The sequence below is a fragment of the Methylomonas sp. LWB genome (assembly GCF_001856095.1).
Classification (GTDB): domain Bacteria; phylum Pseudomonadota; class Gammaproteobacteria; order Methylococcales; family Methylomonadaceae; genus Methylomonas; species Methylomonas koyamae_A.
Window position 1 is genome coordinate 158429 of sequence record NZ_MKMC01000023.1, and the last position, 18027, is coordinate 176455.

At 57.5% G+C, this 18027-nt stretch carries 14 protein-coding genes; 7 read left to right on the forward strand and 7 right to left on the reverse strand.

Annotated elements, in window-relative coordinates; all coding sequences use genetic code 11:
• Positions 1 to 64 precede the first annotated feature (64 nt).
• The 3 genes from BJL95_RS11350 to BJL95_RS11360 are packed head-to-tail and all read right to left on the reverse strand — an operon-like array spanning position 65 to position 8293.
• Positions 65 to 2452 (reverse strand): bifunctional diguanylate cyclase/phosphodiesterase, encoded by a 2388-nt coding sequence (locus BJL95_RS11350; protein ID WP_071158030.1) that lies wholly within the window; start codon positions 2450 to 2452, stop codon positions 65 to 67.
• Positions 2453 to 2472: 20 nt separating this feature from the next.
• On the reverse strand, positions 2473 to 3174 hold the full coding sequence (locus tag BJL95_RS11355) for a response regulator (RefSeq protein ID WP_064027889.1): 702 nt from the start codon (positions 3172 to 3174) through the stop codon (positions 2473 to 2475).
• 13 nt (positions 3175 to 3187) lie between these two features.
• Positions 3188 to 8293 carry an AAA family ATPase gene (locus BJL95_RS11360; protein WP_071158032.1) on the reverse strand — a complete coding sequence of 1702 codons (5106 nt, stop codon included), beginning with the start codon at positions 8291 to 8293 and terminating at the stop codon, positions 3188 to 3190.
• A gap of 83 nt (positions 8294 to 8376) precedes the next feature.
• On the opposite strand from BJL95_RS11360, the gene BJL95_RS11365 reads away from it, so the two are divergent.
• Positions 8377 to 8943, forward strand: a complete 567-nt coding sequence (locus BJL95_RS11365; RefSeq protein WP_071158034.1) for a thioredoxin family protein — start codon at positions 8377 to 8379, stop codon at positions 8941 to 8943.
• 33 nt (positions 8944 to 8976) lie between these two features.
• On the opposite strand, the gene BJL95_RS11370 is transcribed toward BJL95_RS11365, so the two are convergent.
• Positions 8977 to 10557, reverse strand: a complete 1581-nt coding sequence (locus BJL95_RS11370; RefSeq protein ID WP_071158036.1) for a PAS domain-containing methyl-accepting chemotaxis protein — start codon at positions 10555 to 10557, stop codon at positions 8977 to 8979.
• A gap of 446 nt (positions 10558 to 11003) precedes the next feature.
• Between BJL95_RS11370 and BJL95_RS11375 the strand changes: the two genes are divergently transcribed.
• From BJL95_RS11375 to BJL95_RS11390, 5 genes are all read left to right on the forward strand, one after another.
• Positions 11004 to 11402, forward strand: coding sequence for a Dabb family protein (locus BJL95_RS11375; protein ID WP_083385931.1), 399 nt, complete (start codon positions 11004 to 11006; stop codon positions 11400 to 11402).
• Positions 11399 to 11695, forward strand: coding sequence for a hypothetical protein (locus BJL95_RS25450; RefSeq protein ID WP_139306229.1), 297 nt, complete (start codon positions 11399 to 11401; stop codon positions 11693 to 11695). The genes BJL95_RS11375 and BJL95_RS25450 overlap by 4 nt, the downstream gene beginning before the upstream one ends.
• Positions 11696 to 11697: 2 nt before the next feature.
• Entirely contained in the window at positions 11698 to 12987 is a 1290-nt protein-coding gene (gene waaA / locus BJL95_RS11380) for a lipid IV(A) 3-deoxy-D-manno-octulosonic acid transferase (RefSeq protein WP_071158038.1), read from the forward strand.
• Between the two features lie 36 nt (positions 12988 to 13023).
• On the forward strand, positions 13024 to 14235 hold the full coding sequence (locus BJL95_RS11385) for an argininosuccinate synthase (protein WP_071158040.1): 1212 nt from the start codon (positions 13024 to 13026) through the stop codon (positions 14233 to 14235).
• 116 nt (positions 14236 to 14351) lie between these two features.
• Positions 14352 to 14981 (forward strand): hypothetical protein, encoded by a 630-nt coding sequence (locus tag BJL95_RS11390; RefSeq protein WP_071158042.1) that lies wholly within the window; start codon positions 14352 to 14354, stop codon positions 14979 to 14981.
• A gap of 95 nt (positions 14982 to 15076) precedes the next feature.
• On the opposite strand, the gene BJL95_RS11395 is transcribed toward BJL95_RS11390, so the two are convergent.
• Together BJL95_RS11395 and cysG are read right to left on the reverse strand one after the other, a co-directional pair.
• Positions 15077 to 15412 (reverse strand): cytochrome c, encoded by a 336-nt coding sequence (locus tag BJL95_RS11395; protein WP_064027872.1) that lies wholly within the window; start codon positions 15410 to 15412, stop codon positions 15077 to 15079.
• Between the two features lie 187 nt (positions 15413 to 15599).
• Positions 15600 to 16991, reverse strand: coding sequence for a siroheme synthase CysG (gene cysG, locus BJL95_RS11400; protein WP_071158044.1), 1392 nt, complete (start codon positions 16989 to 16991; stop codon positions 15600 to 15602).
• Positions 16992 to 17064: 73 nt separating this feature from the next.
• Here cysG and BJL95_RS11405 point away from each other — a divergent pair, with 73 nt between their 5' ends.
• On the forward strand, positions 17065 to 17295 hold the full coding sequence (locus BJL95_RS11405) for a sulfurtransferase TusA family protein (RefSeq protein WP_064027868.1): 231 nt from the start codon (positions 17065 to 17067) through the stop codon (positions 17293 to 17295).
• Positions 17296 to 17333: 38 nt separating this feature from the next.
• Here BJL95_RS11405 and BJL95_RS11410 read toward each other — a convergent pair whose 3' ends face one another.
• Positions 17334 to 17987, reverse strand: coding sequence for an HAD family phosphatase (locus BJL95_RS11410; protein WP_071158046.1), 654 nt, complete (start codon positions 17985 to 17987; stop codon positions 17334 to 17336).
• Positions 17988 to 18027 lie beyond the last annotated feature (40 nt).

The window sequence follows — 18027 nt, forward strand, 5'->3', positions numbered from 1 at the left end:
CGCCGATGATCTCGCGGCGGTTTTGCGGTTAGATATAAGCAAGTCGGACCGGGGAATAGCGGTTCTAATCGATACAGGTGGGCTCGACCGGACGGGGGCGATAGTCGCGTCTGAATTTTTCGAATTCGGCGATAGGTAGCGGTCGGCTGGTCAGATAGCCCTGATACTGATCGCAATCGCGGCTGCGCAAAAAATTCAATTGCTCCGCAGTTTCGACGCCTTCCGCGATGACCCGCATTTTTAGCGTCTTTGCCATCGCGATGATGGTTGCCGTAATTTCCATATCGTCGGCGTGGTCCGGAATGTCCTCGATAAAACTCTTGTCGATCTTAATGACGTCCAGCGGAAATAGTTTCAGATAGGCCAGCGACGAATAGCCGGTGCCGAAATCGTCGATGGACAAGCCCAGCCCTAGTTCGTGCAATTGTTGTAGGATCTCGATCGCTTCCCTTTCCCGTTTCATCAGCACACTCTCGGTCAGCTCCAACTCTAGATGTTCCGGCGGAAATCCGGTCTCCCGCAGAATGTTGCCTATCGCTTCGCCGATGTCGCTATGCAGAAATTGTTGAGACGATAAATTCACCGCCAACTTTATCGGCGCCAGCCCCCGGTTCAGCCAGCGCCGGCCTTGTCGGCAAACCTCTTGCAACACCCAGTTGCCGATGGGCACGATCAATCCGGTTTCCTCGGCGATCGGTATGAAACGCGACGGTGAGATAATTTCTCCGGTATCGGTTTCCCAACGCAGCAGGGCTTCCGCGCCGACCAAATGGCCGCTGGCGATGTCGATTTGCGGTTGAAAATACACGCGCAACTCGCGGCGCTCGATGGCGAGGCGTAGGCGGATTTCCAGGTCCATCCGTTCGCGGGCCGCGCGAGTCAGATCTTCCGAGAAATATTTGAAACAGTTGCGACCGTCGTTTTTGGCTTGATACAAAGCCGTATCGGCCTGTTGAATCAGTTCGTCCGGGGTCTGACCGTGTTCGGGAAACAGGGCGATGCCGACACTGACGCCGATTCTGACTTCGTGACCGCTGCTCAGGCGCCAGATTTGGCTTAGCGCCGCGATAATTTGCGAGGCTACTTGGGCGGCCGCTTCCGGTTGGGGGATTTCCTCGAGCAACACGACGAACTCGTCGCCGCCCAGCCGGCATATCGTATCGCTGTTGCGCAAACGGGCGGTGAGCCTTTGCGCGACCAACTGCAACAGATCGTCGCCCGCCAGGTGGCCAAAACTGTCGTTGACGTCCTTGAAGCGGTCAAGATCCAGCATCAATACCGCCATCACGCCGCGCCGGCGGCGGGTTTGGTCGATACTGTGACGCAACCGGGATAGGAATAGCATCCTGTTAGGCAGTTGGGTCAGCGGATCGTGGTGGGCCAGAAATTCCAGTTCCTTTTCGGATGCTTTCAGTTTGGAAATATCCGCGAACACGCCTACGTAATTGGTGACATCGCCTTGGCCGTCGCGCACCGCGCTGATGCTCAACAACTCGGGAAACACTTCGCCGTTCTTACGGCGATTCCAGATTTCGCCTTGCCAATGATCGGTGTTGGCCAGCGTTGCCCACATGTCGCGATAAAAATCGACGTTGTGGTGGCCGGAGGCGATGATTTTCGGGGTCTTGCCGATCACCTGCTCCGGCGAGAAACCGGTAATGTCGCTGAAAGCCTTGTTGACCAGCTGAATCTGCTTGTCGGCGTTGGTTATCATCACGCCTTCCCGAGTACTTTCGAACACGGCGGCGGCTTGGCTTAGCCGGTCTTCGTTAGCCTTGATTTCGGAAATATCGGTGACGGTTCCGACGTAGCCGCACAAGTCGCCGGAATCGGTAAGCTCCGGCTCGGCTCGGCAAACCACCCAACGCGACTCGCCGTCGCCGAGTTGGAAGCGGAATTGTCGGTAGAACGGTTCGGCCAGGCTGACGCATGCTCGCCAGGCGGCGGCGACCTCGGCGCGGTCTTCGTCGTGTAGGCCGTCGATCCAGGCGTCGCCGTGGGAATGGCTGAAGGACAGGCCGGAAATTTCGCACCAGCGAGTATTCACATAGTCGAAGGCGCCGGTCCGATCGGTACGGAAAATCCCGACCGGCGCGACCTTGGCCAAAGTGTGGAACAGCAACTCGCTCTCTTGCAGCGCAATTTCGGCTTGTTTGCGAGCGGTAATGTCGCGCAAGCCGATGACGAAGCCGGGTTTGCCTTCCCAGGTTAGCGGCGTAGAGCGCATTTCCGCCCAAGCCAGGCCGCTGGGCCTAATCAAATTAATGTCCTGAAAATGTAAATGACTGTCGGCGACCGGAATCGCCAGCATCTGGCCGGCCAACTCGCCCCGTTCCAATAATGATTCGGCGGCCTGATTGGCATAGATGACCTTGCCCGACGGATCGACGACCAGCACGCCGTCGGTGATGGTGTCCAGGATCAGGTTGAGCTGGCTGAGGGTTTGCGGCATGAGGTCCGGTAAAAGCGGTTTTAGACGATGACGGTTTGCGCGCCGGTACTTTGAGTCTGGGTAGTAATCGCGGCCATCACCGACGACATGCGCGACAGGTCGCCGAGCAACTTCAACACCGGTTTCGGTAAATCGCGGACCAGCATCGGCGTCGCGAAGACCTCCTGTTCCAGCGCTTTTTCAGGCATCCCTAGCACTTCGACGACATCGAACACCCAGTGGCCCGGTTCGTAGATACCGGTCAGCACCGCGCTGATTTGTTCGACCAAGCGGCGGGTTTCCGCATTCAGCGACACGACGTACAGCGTCAATACCAGCTTATGGTGGTTGGCTCGGCGGGCTTCGTGATCCTTGGCGATCCGGACCACCTGGGCGATGTTCTTGATTTGCGAGGCCGACAACGGTTTGCTGGCCAGTTCGAACTGCAGGCCTTCGTCGTGGGCGGCCTTGAGCTGATCCATGAATTCGGTGGCGAAAGCGGTCACCAGATAGACGTTCAAACTGTCGTCCATACCCTTCAGGCGCCGTAGCGTTTCCACGCCGTCGATGCCGGGCATCCGCAAGTCCAGAAAGATTAAGTCCGGGCGCAGGCTTTGCGCCATCGCGATACCGTCTTCTCCGCATTCGGCTTCGCGTACGTTGTAGCCTTCGTCTTCCAGGATCAATTTGAAGGCGCCCCGTACCGCAGGGTCGTCGTCTATTACTAAAATATTGTTCACCATCGCTAGTCCCGCGTTAAAAGTGAGGAAATTTTAACCGCATGCAACAGCCTTCACCAGAGCGGCTCTCGACGCTGATAGTGCCTCCGATGTCCTGGATCAGCCGCCGCGTTACCGACAAGCCGAGGCCGGTGCCCTGGCCCGGCGGCTTGGTCGTAAAAAAGGGGTCGAACATTCGGATTTGCACTTCGTCGGCGATACCGGAGCCGTTATCGGTTATCGTCAACTCTAACATCTTTTCCGCGCTACGCGCTTGGATATCGATGCGCGGATGCTCGCTGCCGGCGAGTGCGTCGCGCGCATTGATCAACAAATTCACCAAAATTTGCTGTAGCGTTTCGGCGGTGCAAGCGATCGGCGGAAGGTCGGCCGGCGAGTCGACATGCACCGCGATCGCGAATTTGCGCAGTTCGCCTTCGAGCAGCATTAGCGTTTGCTGCAACACTTCAGCAAGCGAGCAACTCCCGGTTTGCGCCGAACGGTTGTGCAAGAAAATCAGCATGTTGGAAACGATGGCCTTGATCCGCTGAATTTGTTGCAAAGCTTGCCCGAGCACTTCGCGGGACTTGGCGTCTTCGCAACGTTCCGCCACGTATTCGACGAAGTTCATCACGCCCATCAACGGATTATTGATTTCGTGGGCCACGCCGCCGACCAGGGTGCCGAGCGCCGACAGTTTTTCCATTTGCAGCATATGGTCCTGATTATCTTGCAATTGGTGGTAGGCATGGCGAGTTTGCTCGACCAGTCGGGCGTTTTCCAGCGAGATGGCGGCTTGCGCGGTCAGTAATTCGGTCATCGCGATTTTTTCCGACGTGAACACACCGTCGGCCAAGCGGTTCTCCAGATACAGCACCGCGCCGAGTTCGTTTTGTTTGACGACCGGCAAGCACAACACGGAGCGCAAGCCCAGCGCGACGACCTCCGGCGCGGTTTGAAACTCGCCTTCGCTGCCGGCGTCGCGCAACACGACTTTTTCGTGGGTGCGAGTCACGTAATTGACCACGGCCCGGCAGATGCCGCGCACTTTGTGTAAGGGCGCGTACTCCTGGCGGGGCGCGCGCTTCTTACCGACATGTTGCTCCGCGGCGACCACCCATTCGTCCTGCTGGCGAATCAACAGATAACCGTGCTGCGCGCCGGAGCTTTCGAGCACGACGGTCATGATTTTGCGCATTAATAGCGGTAAATCGATCTCGGCGGATAGCGCCAGCGCGGATTTCATCAAGTAGCCGATATCCAGGTTAGGGAGTTTTGAATTCGGCGATTCGGATTTGACAATCCTGGCGCCCGTTTCCGGGGGAACGTAGCGGTGCCGCTCCTGTAGTTGTTGGTTTTTAAGATCGGCCCGGCACAGCCGGTAGTGACGGCGAGCCTCGCCGTAATAGAGTTCGGCATCGCCCAAGTCGTGTTCGGCGATCAAATCGGCCAATGCTTCGTAGACATGGCCGGCCAACAGCCCGTATTGCTGGCGGAAGCAGTCGGCGGCAGCATCCAGATACCGATTGCGTGCCTCGCGGACATCGCCGCGAAACCGGGCAATTTCGGCCTTGGCAAAACTCAGATAGGGTTGCAACAGCGGCCCCAGACCGGCCCAAGTTTCCAACTGTTCCAATACCGGCGCGATTTCGGTTTCCAGTTCCGACCAGGGCGGCGCGTCGGCTTGCCGTAAACGGTTCAACAGTCGGTAGACATACCACAAGCGTTTCAGCACGTTATCGGTCAAGCCGTGTAAGTGGCGCTCCACTTGGTCCAAGGCCTGGGCCGCGCCGGCATAATCCCCGAGAAAATAACGGGCGAAGCCGAGCAACGCATAATAGCTGCCGGAGGCCGCGACGTAACGATGGGTGTCCCAATCCGCCAGCGTGGCGGTCATATCAATCGGCTTGCCGCCTTTCATCGGCGCGATCCACCCCGCCAGAACGGCTTCCGCCAAGCCGACCGAGAACGCCAGTTGATTCTTGCGGGAGAATTGCAGGCATTCCTCGGCGGCTTCCTCTATCCAGCGCAGATTCTTGCCTTGGGCCTGCAAGTTCCACATCAGCGGACCGTAGGATAGCCCGGCGTTGTACAAGTCTCCGCAATTGCGACCGCATTGTATGGCTTGATGAGCGTAGTCGACGATGTCGGCCGGGTGCGAACGGCTGTGCATATTGCACCAGACGATGCCGTTCATGCCGCGGGTGGCGCCGAAGGTGTTCGGATATTTGGCGCACAAGTCGCGCGCCAGATTTTCGTAACGGAAGGCTTGCTCGAAGCGACCTTGCTCGCCCAGATTCAATCCCATGATCGAAAACGAGTAGATCACCGACTCGTCCATACCGCCGCCCAAACAATGCTGGGTGGACAGCGCGGCCGATAGGTAGAGTTGCGGCACCAGTCCGCACATATACAAATCCGGAATCAATTCGGCGTAAAAGGCCAGTTCGATTTTATTGCGGCGCTCCCGGGTAAACGGCATCGCGGCGATTTTGCTCCAGACGTCGCCTTGAGCTTCGATGTCGGCCGTCAAACTTTCCATTTGACGGCGGGCGTCGTCGGCATCGGCGGGCAGCGATTTGCCGAAATACGCCAGGCCGCGGTTGGCGGTCGCAATCGCCTGTTGAAAATTGCCGAACGAGGATAGCGAGGTAGTCTGTTCGGCCAGGGCTTCCGCCTTATCCAAATCGCTGACCGCGTGTTCGATCAATTGGTTGAGCAAGGCTTCCGAACTATCGTAACGACCCCGCATCAAGTCGGTTTTGGCCAGCCGTTGGTAAATTCGGAAGGTCAACTCGTAGGTCTGGGTCCAGCAGTCGCCCGGCAAATAACGATGGGCCATTTCGAAGAACTCGTTGGCGGCTTCGCCGGCCAGCGCATCCAGCGCTTTATTGCCGGCGTGAAAATTGATTTCCGCCAGCCAATAGCGGGTGCGGTCGTCGGGCGAGCTGGGTTTGCCCTGGTTTAAGTGTGCGGCGATGGTGAACAAATGATCCATGTGCGCCAGTTCGGTGCCGACCGGGGTCGTGCCGAGCAGGCGCTGACCGATGCGCCAATGAATCGCCCGGCGCGCGGCCGGATCGACCTGACGCAGTACCGCTTCTTGTACTCGGTCGTGGACGAATTGCAGATCGGATTTGTTTTCCAGCATTAATCCAAGACTCAGTACCGGCTTCAGGTCCTCGAACAAGGGTTCGATGCGCAATTCCAATACCTTGGCGATTTCGTCGGCACTGAAACGATTGCCCAGGCAGGCGCAATAATCGAGGATACGCAAGGTTCGCTCGGGCAGTTTGCGGACCTTGGCGCTGAATAGCTCGACCACGTTGGCCGGCATCCGCGTGTCGCGGATGCGTTGCATGTCCCACAGCCAATGCCGATCGGCGTCGATGCCGAGTAGGCCTTCGTTGTATAGCCAGGCCAGACTCTCACTGACGAACAGCGGGTTGCCCTCGGTCAGTCCGGCGATGAATCGAGCGAGAAGGGCGGTGGCTTCCAGAGACGAATCCAGAATGTAGGCCACCATATCGTGGCAGTCCGGCTCGCTCAACGCGCCGAGGCGAATTTCGGTCAGCGGGCCCTCGGCTTCGCCGACCCGGCGGATCAATTTCGTCAATGGGTGGCCGGCGTCGACTTCGTTGTGCCGATAGGCGCCGAGCAACAATAGAAATGGGTGATCGCGATGGTTGGCAAACAGGTTTTGTAAAAAATCGAAAGTCGCGCTGTCGCACCATTGCAGGTCGTCAATGAAAAGCACCAGCGGATTGTCCTCGCTGGCCAGACAGGCTAAAAATCGGTCGAACAGATTGTTAAAGCGTTGGCGCGCCTCGACCGGCGGTAACGCCGGCGGCTCGGGTTGCGGTCCGATGATGAAGTTCAGTTCCGGCACCACCTCGGCGATGACGCCGCCTTGGTGTTCGACCGCTTCTAAAATCCTGGCCCGCCACTGTCGTACCTGAGCGTCGCTCTCGGTCAGGAAGGTGCGGATCAGGTTGCGCAAGGCCTGGATCAGCGAACTGTAGGGAATGTTTTTCTGGTATTGATCGAACTTTCCGGACGTGAAGTAGCCGCGATTTTTCACCAAGGGTTTTTGCAGTTCCTGAATCAGCCGGGTTTTGCCGATGCCCGACAGACCGGAAATCAGTACCGATCGAAACCGACCGCGCATCACCTCGTCGTATTCGCGTTGAATGGTTTCGGATTCGGTTTGCCGTCCGACCATTTTCGAGATGAATATCACCCGGCGGCTACGGTCGTGGCGGCCGATCGCGAAATTAGACACCGCGCCGTCGCGGCCGTATTCGCTCTGACAACGCCTGAGGTCCGCCAGCAGTCCGGCGGCGCTTTGGTAACGTTTTTCCGGTTGCTTGACCGTCAGTTTGGCGACGATCTCGCTCAGCGTTTCCGGTATGCTCGGGTCGAGTTCGTGCAGATACTCGGCTTCCTCCGCCAGATGGGAATGGATCAGTTCCAACGGGTCTTCGGAGACGAACGGCGGCCGGCCGCCGAGCAATTCGTAGAATACGATGCCCAGCGAATACAAATCGGTGGCGAAATCGACCCGGTAGTTGATGCGGCCGGTTTGTTCCGGCGACGTGTAGGCCAAGGTATGGCGAACGAATTGCGGATCGTAGATGAAATGACTGACATCGCGGATATCCAGCGGCGTGATGAAATCGGTCAGCCGCAAGCCCAGCGTACCCGCATGCACCAGAATGTTGTGCGGCTTCACGCCGCCGTGAGTAATGCCGCAGTCGTGAACGGTTTGCAGGATGTCGGCGAGCGGACAGGCCAGCGCGAAAAAACTGTCGAGACCCGGCGATCCTTGGGATTGCACCCAGTCGCTCAAGGTTTGGCCGGCGAACCACGGTTGGACGATGAATTGTTCGCCCTCGTCGGATTCCAGCGCCAGCGGCGTGCTGACGCGCGGGTCGTGCAACACCTTCAGACGTTCGATTTTTTGCCGCAAATGCCGGGATTGATCTTCCCAACTAGACAGTAACTTCAGGTACTTGATGACCAGCGGATACTCGGGCACGTGTTTGTGGTAACCCTTGTAGACCGAAGCTTGCAAGCTTTCGCCGAGTTTCTCTGTCAGTACGTAGGCGTCCGGTTGCGGAAGGTGGTTCGAGTGGACATTCATGGCCTATCCGATCATGCGTTTCGGCAGCGAGTCGCGGCGCTTAACTTATAATGTCTCGGATTTTGTAACCGAGAGGAGATGCGATGGCCGCCACCCAATCCACGATGATGCCGCTGGGCACGATAGCGCCCGATTTCGAATTGCCGGATACCGTGACCGGTAAGACGTATCGCTTGCAAGACCTGCGCGGTAAGCAAGGCACGTTGATTCTGTTTATCTGCAATCATTGCCCCTACGTGCTGCACGTCAAAGCCCAATTGATCGCGATTGCCGGCGACTACGCGAGCCGGGGCGTCGCGACGCTGGCGATCAGCGCCAACGACGTTGTCGCCTATCCGGACGATGCGCCCGACAAGATGCGCGAGCTGATGGCGGCCTGGGGTTACCCGTTCGCGGCCTATTTGTACGACGAGACCCAGCAAGTCGCCAAGGCGTATCAAGCGGCTTGCACGCCGGACATTTATCTGTTCGACGCCGATTTGGTCTGTGTTTATCGCGGCCGGCTGGACGCGGCGACGCCGAAAAACGGCGAGCCGGTGACCGGCGCGGATTTGCGAGCCGCGCTGGATGCGATGTTGAATGGCCTTCCGGTTGAGGCCCGGCAAATTCCCAGTGTCGGCTGCAACATCAAATGGAAGCAGGACCACTGAACGCGAGATTTTCATCCGGCAAGCGCGGCTGGCTTAGTGTTGCTGGTCGTCGAATTGTTCGACCATCAAATCCAGTTCGCGACTGGATTCCGAAACGCTGCCGGCCGCTTCGCTGGCTTGAGCCGCATGCTCGCTGGTTTGCCGGGACAAATTGCCGATGGCTTCGACGGTTCGAGCGATGCCCTCGGAGACCACGTGCTGTTGCTCGGCCGCGCTGGCGATCTGCACGATCATTTCGTTGATGTAGCCGACCGATTGCAGCGTTTCGTGGAGCAGGCTAGTGGAGTTTTTGCCATGCTCGGAGCCGGCGGCCGCCATTTCTCGAACCCTGGCCATTTCGGCGACGGCGTTTTCGGTGCCGCCGCGCAGATCGTTGATCATTCGATGAATTTGTTCGGTCGATTTTTGAGTGCGGCCGGCCAAGGTGCGTACTTCGTCGGCGACCACCGCGAAACCGCGGCCCTGATCGCCGGCTCGGGCGGCTTCGATCGCGGCGTTCAGCGCCAACAAATTGGTTTGTTCGGCGATGCCTTGAATCACGTCCAGCACGCCGCCGATATTCTGGCTATGGGTCGAGAGCACCTGAATCACCGCTTCGGCTTGATTGACCGCGCCGGCCAGACTTTCCATCATGCCTATCGTGTCGTTGACCCGCGCAACCGAAGCCTGGGATTTTTGGCTGACATTGTTGGCGGCATCGGCGGCATTGGCGGCGCTACGGGCTACTTCGCTAACCGTGGCACTCATTTGATGGATCGCCGAGGCAATTTGTTCGATTTCCCGCAGTTGCTGGTCCATCGCGGTGCTGACTTGCCTAACCGCGCGATGGGTGGAATCGGCCTTGCCGGCCAAGGGTTCCGTGGCTTGAATCAAACGGCGGATGATGGTTCGGGATTTGGCTTTCAGCAATTTGATCGCTAACAGCAGTTGACCGACTTCGCCATCGTCGGCGGTGTAGATGCGTTGGGTTAGCGGGTTGTCGATGACTTTGCGCGCTTCGGCGGCGGCGGCGCTCAACGGTTGCAAAAGCAAAGCGGCGGCGGCGTAGCCGACGGCCAGCGCGGATGCCGCCAGACCGGCCGCGACGCCGGGGCTAACCAGGCCGTTAAGGTACAGGATGCAGGCTAGCGCGGTCTGGGGCAGGCCGTAGCTCATCGTCAGCTTCGCTGTCAGAGTGAGTCGGCCAAGGCCCACCGAGTCCGCCTTGCCGGCATTCATTTTTTCGTAGATTTCCCTGGCGCGGGCTACGGTCGAGGGATCGGGTTTAACACGCACCGATTCGTAGCCGATGATTTTACCTTGGTCGAAACGCGGCGTCACGAAGGCGTCCACCCAGTAGTGGTCGCCGTTTTTACAGCGATTCTTGACGATGCCCATCCACGGCTTACCGCTTTTGATGGTTTGCCATAAATCGGCGAACGCCGCCGGCGGCATGTCCGGGTGGCGGACGATGTTGTGGCTTTGTCCGAGTAGTTCGCTTTCGCTAAAACCGCTGATTTTAATAAAATCGTGGTTGATGTAACCGATTCGTCCGGCGGTGTCGGTGGCCGAGGTGATGGTGAGTTGGGTGCTGTACTCGATCTCTCGTTGGGTAATCGGAAGATTTTTTTTCATCGTTATCCCTGATCGTTATTTTTTATGGTGGAAGCGGCGAACAAGCGGTGCTTATGCCGCGAGTTAGTATAACCCTCGTTCGAGACTTGTCGTCTGAGGTGCCGGAAAAATTCTCGGGCGCCGATACAGCGGAAAACTCGCGCAAACTGGATGCGTCGGCGCTCCGTGTCACGTTTGAGCGGGCCGTTGGCGAGGCCGGGGCGGCACGGCTTGACGCTACGGTGTTCGGCCCGCTACCATCGTCGGGTAGATCCAGACGACCGTACCGATTTCGTTGCGACGGGGATTTCAAGTCAATGCAGTAGCGCGCTATGCGTTGCGGCAGAGGCCTTACGTCGCCGTCCGCGCGCTTGCCCGATATTTTTCGGCGATTGTTAAAACAACGGTGTTCAAGACCGCAGGTTATGACAAACCTTGGGCGGATCGCCCCGAACTTTGAGAAATCGATGACTAGAGTGTATTGCTTATTGCCGCTGGTGCTCGGTGCTTGTCACGTGTTGACGCCGGACCCAATTGCCCCGAGCGGCGGTTCGGTTCATCACGTCGCGCTGGTGTGGTTGAAGCAGGCGGGCGATCCGGCGGCGCGCCGTCAATATATCGAGCTGAGCCGGCCATTGGAGCATCTCCCCGGCGTACTGAGTTATCGGCTAGGAACGCCGCTGGAAGTTCGCCGCGAGCGGGCCAGCACCGCGCTGGATAAGGGGTACGACGTGGCGGTTTCGGCGACTTTCGCCGATCCCAATGCATTGGAAGCCTTCTTGAAAAACCCTGACTACCAGGCTGTCGCGCAACAGCAATTGCGCCCCTTGGTCGACAAATACAAGGTGTACGAGTTTGCCGAATGACGCTGGCCGACGAGTTAACCCTCGCTTTGCCGCTCACGCCGATTCGGCGACGGCTTGCGTCGCGCGTGTTCGGCGCAAGCCCGCGCAACTTCTCGGCGAACCGGACCGTACCTCGCCGCAAATGTCGGGAAACGAGTGGTTTACCTGACGATCATGAAACCGCTGCATCGCCCCGGCAAATGAAAGTCAGTGGCGTGGGAGCGGCTTTAGCCGAGATTGACCGCGTTCCGACATCGGATTGTGTGACTGCTCCGGTGACTTTCGTGGCAACCCTTAGCCAACCCCAGTCCTAAATATGCGTCGCATCTATACGTGTTTATTCGGTTTATTGTTGCCGGCGATTTTGCTGCGACTGTATTGGCGGGGAATCAAGGCGCCCGCTTATCGGTTGCGCTGGCGGGAACGCTTGGGAATTTATCGTGGACCGGTCCGTGGCGGCGGAATCTGGTTTCATGCCGTCTCGGTCGGCGAGGCCGAAGCGGCGTTTCCGCTGATCCAGCGTTTGTTGAGCCAGTTTCCCCAACTGCCGATTTTGGTGACGACGACGACGCCGACCGGTTCAGCTCGGGTGGTCGCCGTATTGGGCGATCGCGTCGAGCACGTGTATTTGCCCTACGACTTACCCTGGGTCGTCGCGCGCTTCTTCGAGCGGTTTCGGCCGAGTCTGGCGGTATTCCTGGAAAAGGAGCTATGGCCCAATCTGTTTGCCGAGTGCCGTGCTCGCGAGGTGCCGCTGTTTCTTGTCAATGCCCGTTTGTCGGCACGGTCGTCGCGCGCCTATCTGAAAATTCCCAGCCTGATCCGGCCGGCCCTGGCTTGTATCGACACGATCGCGGTGCAAACCGCCGAGGATGGCGAACGCTTCGTCGAAATCGGAGCCCGATCCAGCCAAGTTCGGGTGGTCGGCAACGTGAAATTCGACGTCACCGTCGATCCCAACACCCTGGCGGCGGGTAAAGCCTTGAAAGCGTCGGCATTCGCCGGACGGTGGGTATGGATAGCCGCCAGCACGCATGCCGGCGAGGAAGAACTGCTGTTGGCGCAGTATCGGCGCCTGAAAGCGGCAATGCCGGCGCTATTGTTAACGATCGTGCCGCGCCACCCGGAACGCTTCGGCTTGGTCCAAAAACTGTGCGAAACTCAAGGCCTGCGGGTCTTGATGCGCAGTTCCGGACTGGCGTGCCGGACCGAAACCGACGTTTACATCGGCGATAGCATGGGCGAATTAAAATTATTGTATGCGGCCGCCGATGCGGCGTTCGTCGGCGGCAGTCTAGTCGAGGTTGGCGGTCATAACGTGTTGGAGCCCGCCGCGATCGGCACGCCGGTGTTGTTCGGCCCGTGGATGTTCAATTTTCAGGAAATCGCCGAGCGAATGTTGGCGGTAGGCGCCGCACACCAATGCGCCGACGCCGAGGCGCTTGGCGTAGCGGTGTTGGCCTTATCTCGCGACACGGCTTCCGGTCGCGCGATGGCCCAGTGGGCTCGAGACTTCGTGCAAGCCAATCAGGGTGCGACCGAACGGCTGGTCGAGTTGTTGGTCGCCGGTCTGGCCGAATCGGCGGCCGGCCGATTTTTGGTATAATCCGGCCATTTTTCAATGGGCACAGGTAAGAACGCAATGTCGGAAGTTAAAAAAGTGGTGTTGGCCTATTCGGGCGGCTTGGATACCTCGGTCATCCTGAGATGGTTGCAAGACGTTTATCAATGCGAGGTCGTCACGTTCACCGCCGACATCGGTCAAGGCGAGGAGTTGGAGCCGGCGCGGGCGAAAGCGCAAGCGGCCGGCATTAAGGAAATCTACATCGACGATTTGCGCGAGGAATTCGCCCGCGACTTCGTGTTTCCAATGTTCCGCGCCAACACGATTTACGAGGGCGAGTATTTGCTCGGCACCTCGATTGCCCGGCCGCTAATCGCCAAGCGTTTGATCGAAATCGCCAACGAAACCGGCGCGGATACGATTTCTCACGGCGCGACCGGCAAGGGCAACGATCAAGTTCGTTTCGAGTTGGGTGCCTACGCGCTACGCCCGGACATCAAAATCATCGCGCCGTGGCGGGAATGGGATTTGAACTCCCGTCAAAAACTGTTGGCCTATGCCGAGAGTCACGGTATTTCGGTTGAAATGAAAAAAGGTAAAACCTCGCCTTACTCGATGGACGCCAACTCGCTGCATATTTCCTACGAAGGCCGCATTCTGGAAAATCCGTGGACCGAGCCGGAAGAAGATATGTGGCGCTGGACCGTGTCGCCGGAAAGTGCCCCGGATCAGGCGACGTATGTCGAGCTAACCTATAAACAGGGCGATATCGTGGCCATCGACGACGTTCCGCATACCCCGCATCAGGTGATGGAAAAGTTGAATCAAATCGCCGGCGCCAATGGCATAGGCCGCTTGGACATCGTCGAGAACCGTTACGTCGGCATGAAATCGCGCGGCTGTTACGAGACCCCGGCCGGTACCGTGATGTTAAAAGCTCACCGGGCGATCGAGTCGCTGACCTTGGACCGGGAAGTGGCGCATTTGAAGGACGAACTGATGCCGCGATATGCGTCGTTGATTTACAACGGCTATTGGTGGAGTCCCGAGCGGGCGATGCTGCAAACGATGATCGATGCTTCGCAAGTCCGTGTCAACGGCAAGGTGCGCGTGAAGCTGTATAAGGGCAACGTCATCGTGGTCGGCCGTGCGTCGGACACCGACAGTCTGTTCGACGAAAACATTGCCACCTTCGAAGAAGACGGCGGCGCTTACAACCAAAAAGATGCCGAAGGCTTTATCAAGTTGAATGCGTTGCGGATGCGAATCGCGGCAAAAAAGGCGCGCTGAGTGCAACCGGTTTAATGCGGGACATTTTTGGCGAAGCTTGTATAATGCCGGGATAGGCTGACGGCGAAGTTTGCCCGGTCGGTACTAAGCTTCCCGATTAGCACACTAGAACAATAATGAGCGATATGCCTGAGATTAATCCGGATGATGCCAATACCGACAAGCACGCTATTGTCTACTTGCCTGGTGCTCACCGGGATCAGGCGCTGATCAAGGCAAACCGCTTTCTGTTAATGCTGGTGACGGCATTGACGGCAGCGGTTTTTTTATTGGGTTTCGTTTTGTTGCCCAGACAAAATCTGCTGAACGAAATTCAGAAAAACCAAGCCGTGTCGATGGCCTATGCCACCCAAAACCCGGCTTTATCGGCCGAAATCAGTGCGTTGAAAGGCCAGCTTTTCGGCTTGGTCAGCGGTTCGATCGAGAGCAAATTGCGCTCGTTGGAAGATAACATCAAGCGCGGTAGCGTCGCCGATTCCTTGGATACGATACGCGATCTGAAGGGCGACGTAAAAATTCTGACGTCGTATTCCGGCGCGGCTGAGGCTGCATCGGCCAAGCCCGGCGAAGCGCTTGTCGTCAATCAGGTATTGGTTCAAGAGCTGGAAGACATCAAGGATTTGGTCTATCTGACCTTCGTATCCTGTGGCTTGATGATCGCGGCGGTGGCTGGCGTTTGGTTACGCGGCCGTCGGCGTTTGCCGTCGTATCGGCAGAGTGCTCGTCATTATTTGAGTCGGGACTGAACGCGAGCCTAAAACTGACTAGGAAATAAACTCGGCACACAAAAAAGCCGCCTTCCTAACGGAGAGGCGGCTTTTTTTCGCCTTGGAGCTTGAGCTTATTTGCTCAGATAGGCGTAGATCGCGTCGATGGCTTGATCTTCGGTGTAACCTGCTTTTTTGACTGGGCCAACTTCCATAATCGCCGCAGTTGCTTTGGGCATGCCGTTTTTGCCTTCTTTTACCACTTTCGTGAATTGATCTTTAGGCAGTTTGCCGGCTTTGATCAGTTCTTTCAGTTGTGGGTTGGATGAGATGTCGTGGCAAGCGCCGCAACCACGGCCAAAAGCGCGTTCGTAGATTTTTGCACCGATTTCTTCTTGTTCGTTAGCCGCTACTTGACCGCTCAGAGCGATTAATGCCGCACCTACGGTAAAAACGAATGATTTTTTCATTGTGTTCTCTCGTTGTGATTAAAAAAAGAACTGCATTGGCAATACAGCTCCTGGGAAATCAAGCCGGTAAAGGATAGGGAGTTTCGCCGGAAAATTCAATTAATTTTCACCGTGAAAGCCGTCCCGAGTCGGCTTGCGGGGCGATTCTTCCAACGAAAACTTAATTTCCGCTGAATTCGGGATTTTTTCACGCGCGCTGGGCCGTTTCCGGATGGAACCACTGTAATTTTTCCCGCAATGTGACGACGCTGCCGACGATAATCAGCGTAGGGGCTTTGAATTCGGCGGCTTCTACTCGCGCGGGCATATCGCTCAACGTGCCGGTCAATACCCGTTGATGACGGGTGGTGCCTTGTTGGATGATGGCAATCGGATGATCCGGCGGGCAGCCGTGTTCTATCAGCGAACGGCAAATCACATCCAGGCCAACCAAGCCCATGTAGATGACGATGGTTTGATTCGGTGTGGCAAGCTGGCGCCAGTTCAGATTGATGTTACCGTCCTTAAGGTGGCCGGTGACGAAGGTGCAGGATTGGGCGTGATCGCGGTGGGTCAGCGGAATGCCTGCATAACTGGCGCAGCCGGCGGCGGCTGTGATACCCGGAACCACTTGGAACTGGATGCCTTGTTGCATCAGGGTTTCGATTTCCTCGCCGCCGCGCCCGAAGATAAACGGATCGCCGCCTTTCAAGCGGGCCACCCGCTTGCCTTGTAACGCCAGTTGCGCGAGCAAGGCGTTGATGTCTTCCTGCGGCAAGCTGTGATTGTTGCGCTGTTTGCCGACATAGATTTTATCGGCGTCGCGGCGGGCCATTTCCAGAATCTCGGTCGAGACCAAGCGGTCGTAAACGACCACGTCGGCCTGTTGCATCAGCCGTAGAGCGCGGAAGGTCAATAAGTCCGGGTCGCCGGGGCCGGCGCCGATCAAATAGACTTCCCCGCGCGGGGACTGGGTAGAATCGGCTGCCAAGCTTTCGTTGAGGCGGGATTCGGCTTCGTCGATCCGGTCGGCAAACACTAATTCGGCGATGGGGCCTTGCAAGACACTTTCCCAAAACATCCGACGGCGGTTGGTGTCCGGCAAATGTTGTTTGACCGTTTGTCGAAAACGTTCGGCGAAGGTCGCCAGTCGGCCGTAGGCAGCGGGAATGGCGGTTTCGACCTTGGCGCGCAGCAAGCGCGCCAACACCGGCGAAACGCCGCCGGACGAGATCGCTATCGTTAGCGGCGAGCGGTCGACGATGGCCGGGAAAATGAAGCTGCACAAATCCGGATTGTCGACCACGTTGACCGGAATTCCGCGTGCGTTGGCTGCCTTGGCGACGGCTTCGTTGGTGGCGCGGTCGTTGGTTGCCGAAATCACCAGGCGCGCGCCGTCCACGTCGGCGGCGGCAAAGGGCTTTTGGTGCAATTCGAGATCGCCGACGCCAATGACATCCGCGCTAATTTCGACGGCAACCACCGTGATTCGAGCACCAGCCTTGCGCAGCAGCTCGATTTTTCGGGCCGCGACGCCGCCTGCGCCGACCACCAGACAAGGTTGATTCTTCAGGTTTAAAAACAGCGGGAAGTACTCCATGGCTCGATTTTCGCGGTGTGGTGTGGGATATTATGGTAATTATTAATTAAACGGCGAGCGAGTCGCGTGAGTTATGATTAAATTTGATCTGGAAGTCGATGCCAGCGGATTACAATGTCCGTTACCGCTGTTGAGGCTCAAGAAAGCGATTATGGAAATCGACAGTGGCGCGGTCGTCAAGGTGATTGCCACCGATCCGGCTGCTCATCTGGATTTCGGCGTCTATATCGATCAAGCCGGGCATATCCCGCTGAAAATCATCAGGGAAGTTGATAAACAGGTGTTCTTTATACAGAAAAAATAAGAGCGATTCAATATTAACTTGTCGGTGGCGTGCGGCGCCTATCGCAAGCTGATGATGGGCCAATGGGCTTGCTCGGCGGTCAGCCGCAACTTGGGGTCGGGATCGACCGCCACCGGCCGCTCCACCAGATTCAACAGCGGTAAATCGTTGTGGGAGTCGCTGTAAAAGTGGCTGCCGAGCATCGATTCGCCGGATTCGGCCAGCCATTGTTGTAATAACGTGACCTTGCCTTGCTGGAAACACGGCGTACCGTTAAAGCGGCCGGTATAGCGGCCGTCCTTCATTTCCGGCGTCGTCGCCAAAAGATTGTCGATACCGTAGAGCTTGACGATAGGCTCGGTCACGAAGCGGTTGGTCGCGGTAATTACCAGCAAGGTATCGCCTGCGGCGCGGTGCCGTTCCACCAGGGCGTGGGCGGCATCCAACATAATCGGCTTGATCAGCGTTTCGACGAATTCTTCCCGCCAGCGGTAGAGCTGGGCCGGTTCGTGGCAGGCCAGCGGCGCCAGCGAGAAATGCAAAAACTCGACGATGTCCAGGGTGCCGTGCTGGTAGTCTTCGTAGAATTTCTGGTTGGCTTGTTCGTAGTGGTCCTTGTCGACGATGCCGGCGTCCACCAAAAATTGTCCCCACAAGAAATCGCTGTCGTCGGCGATCAGCGTGTTGTCCAGATCGAATATCGCTAAGCTCACGGCCTTCCCGTCTTGATAAAGAAAAAAACGGCCGCCGGTA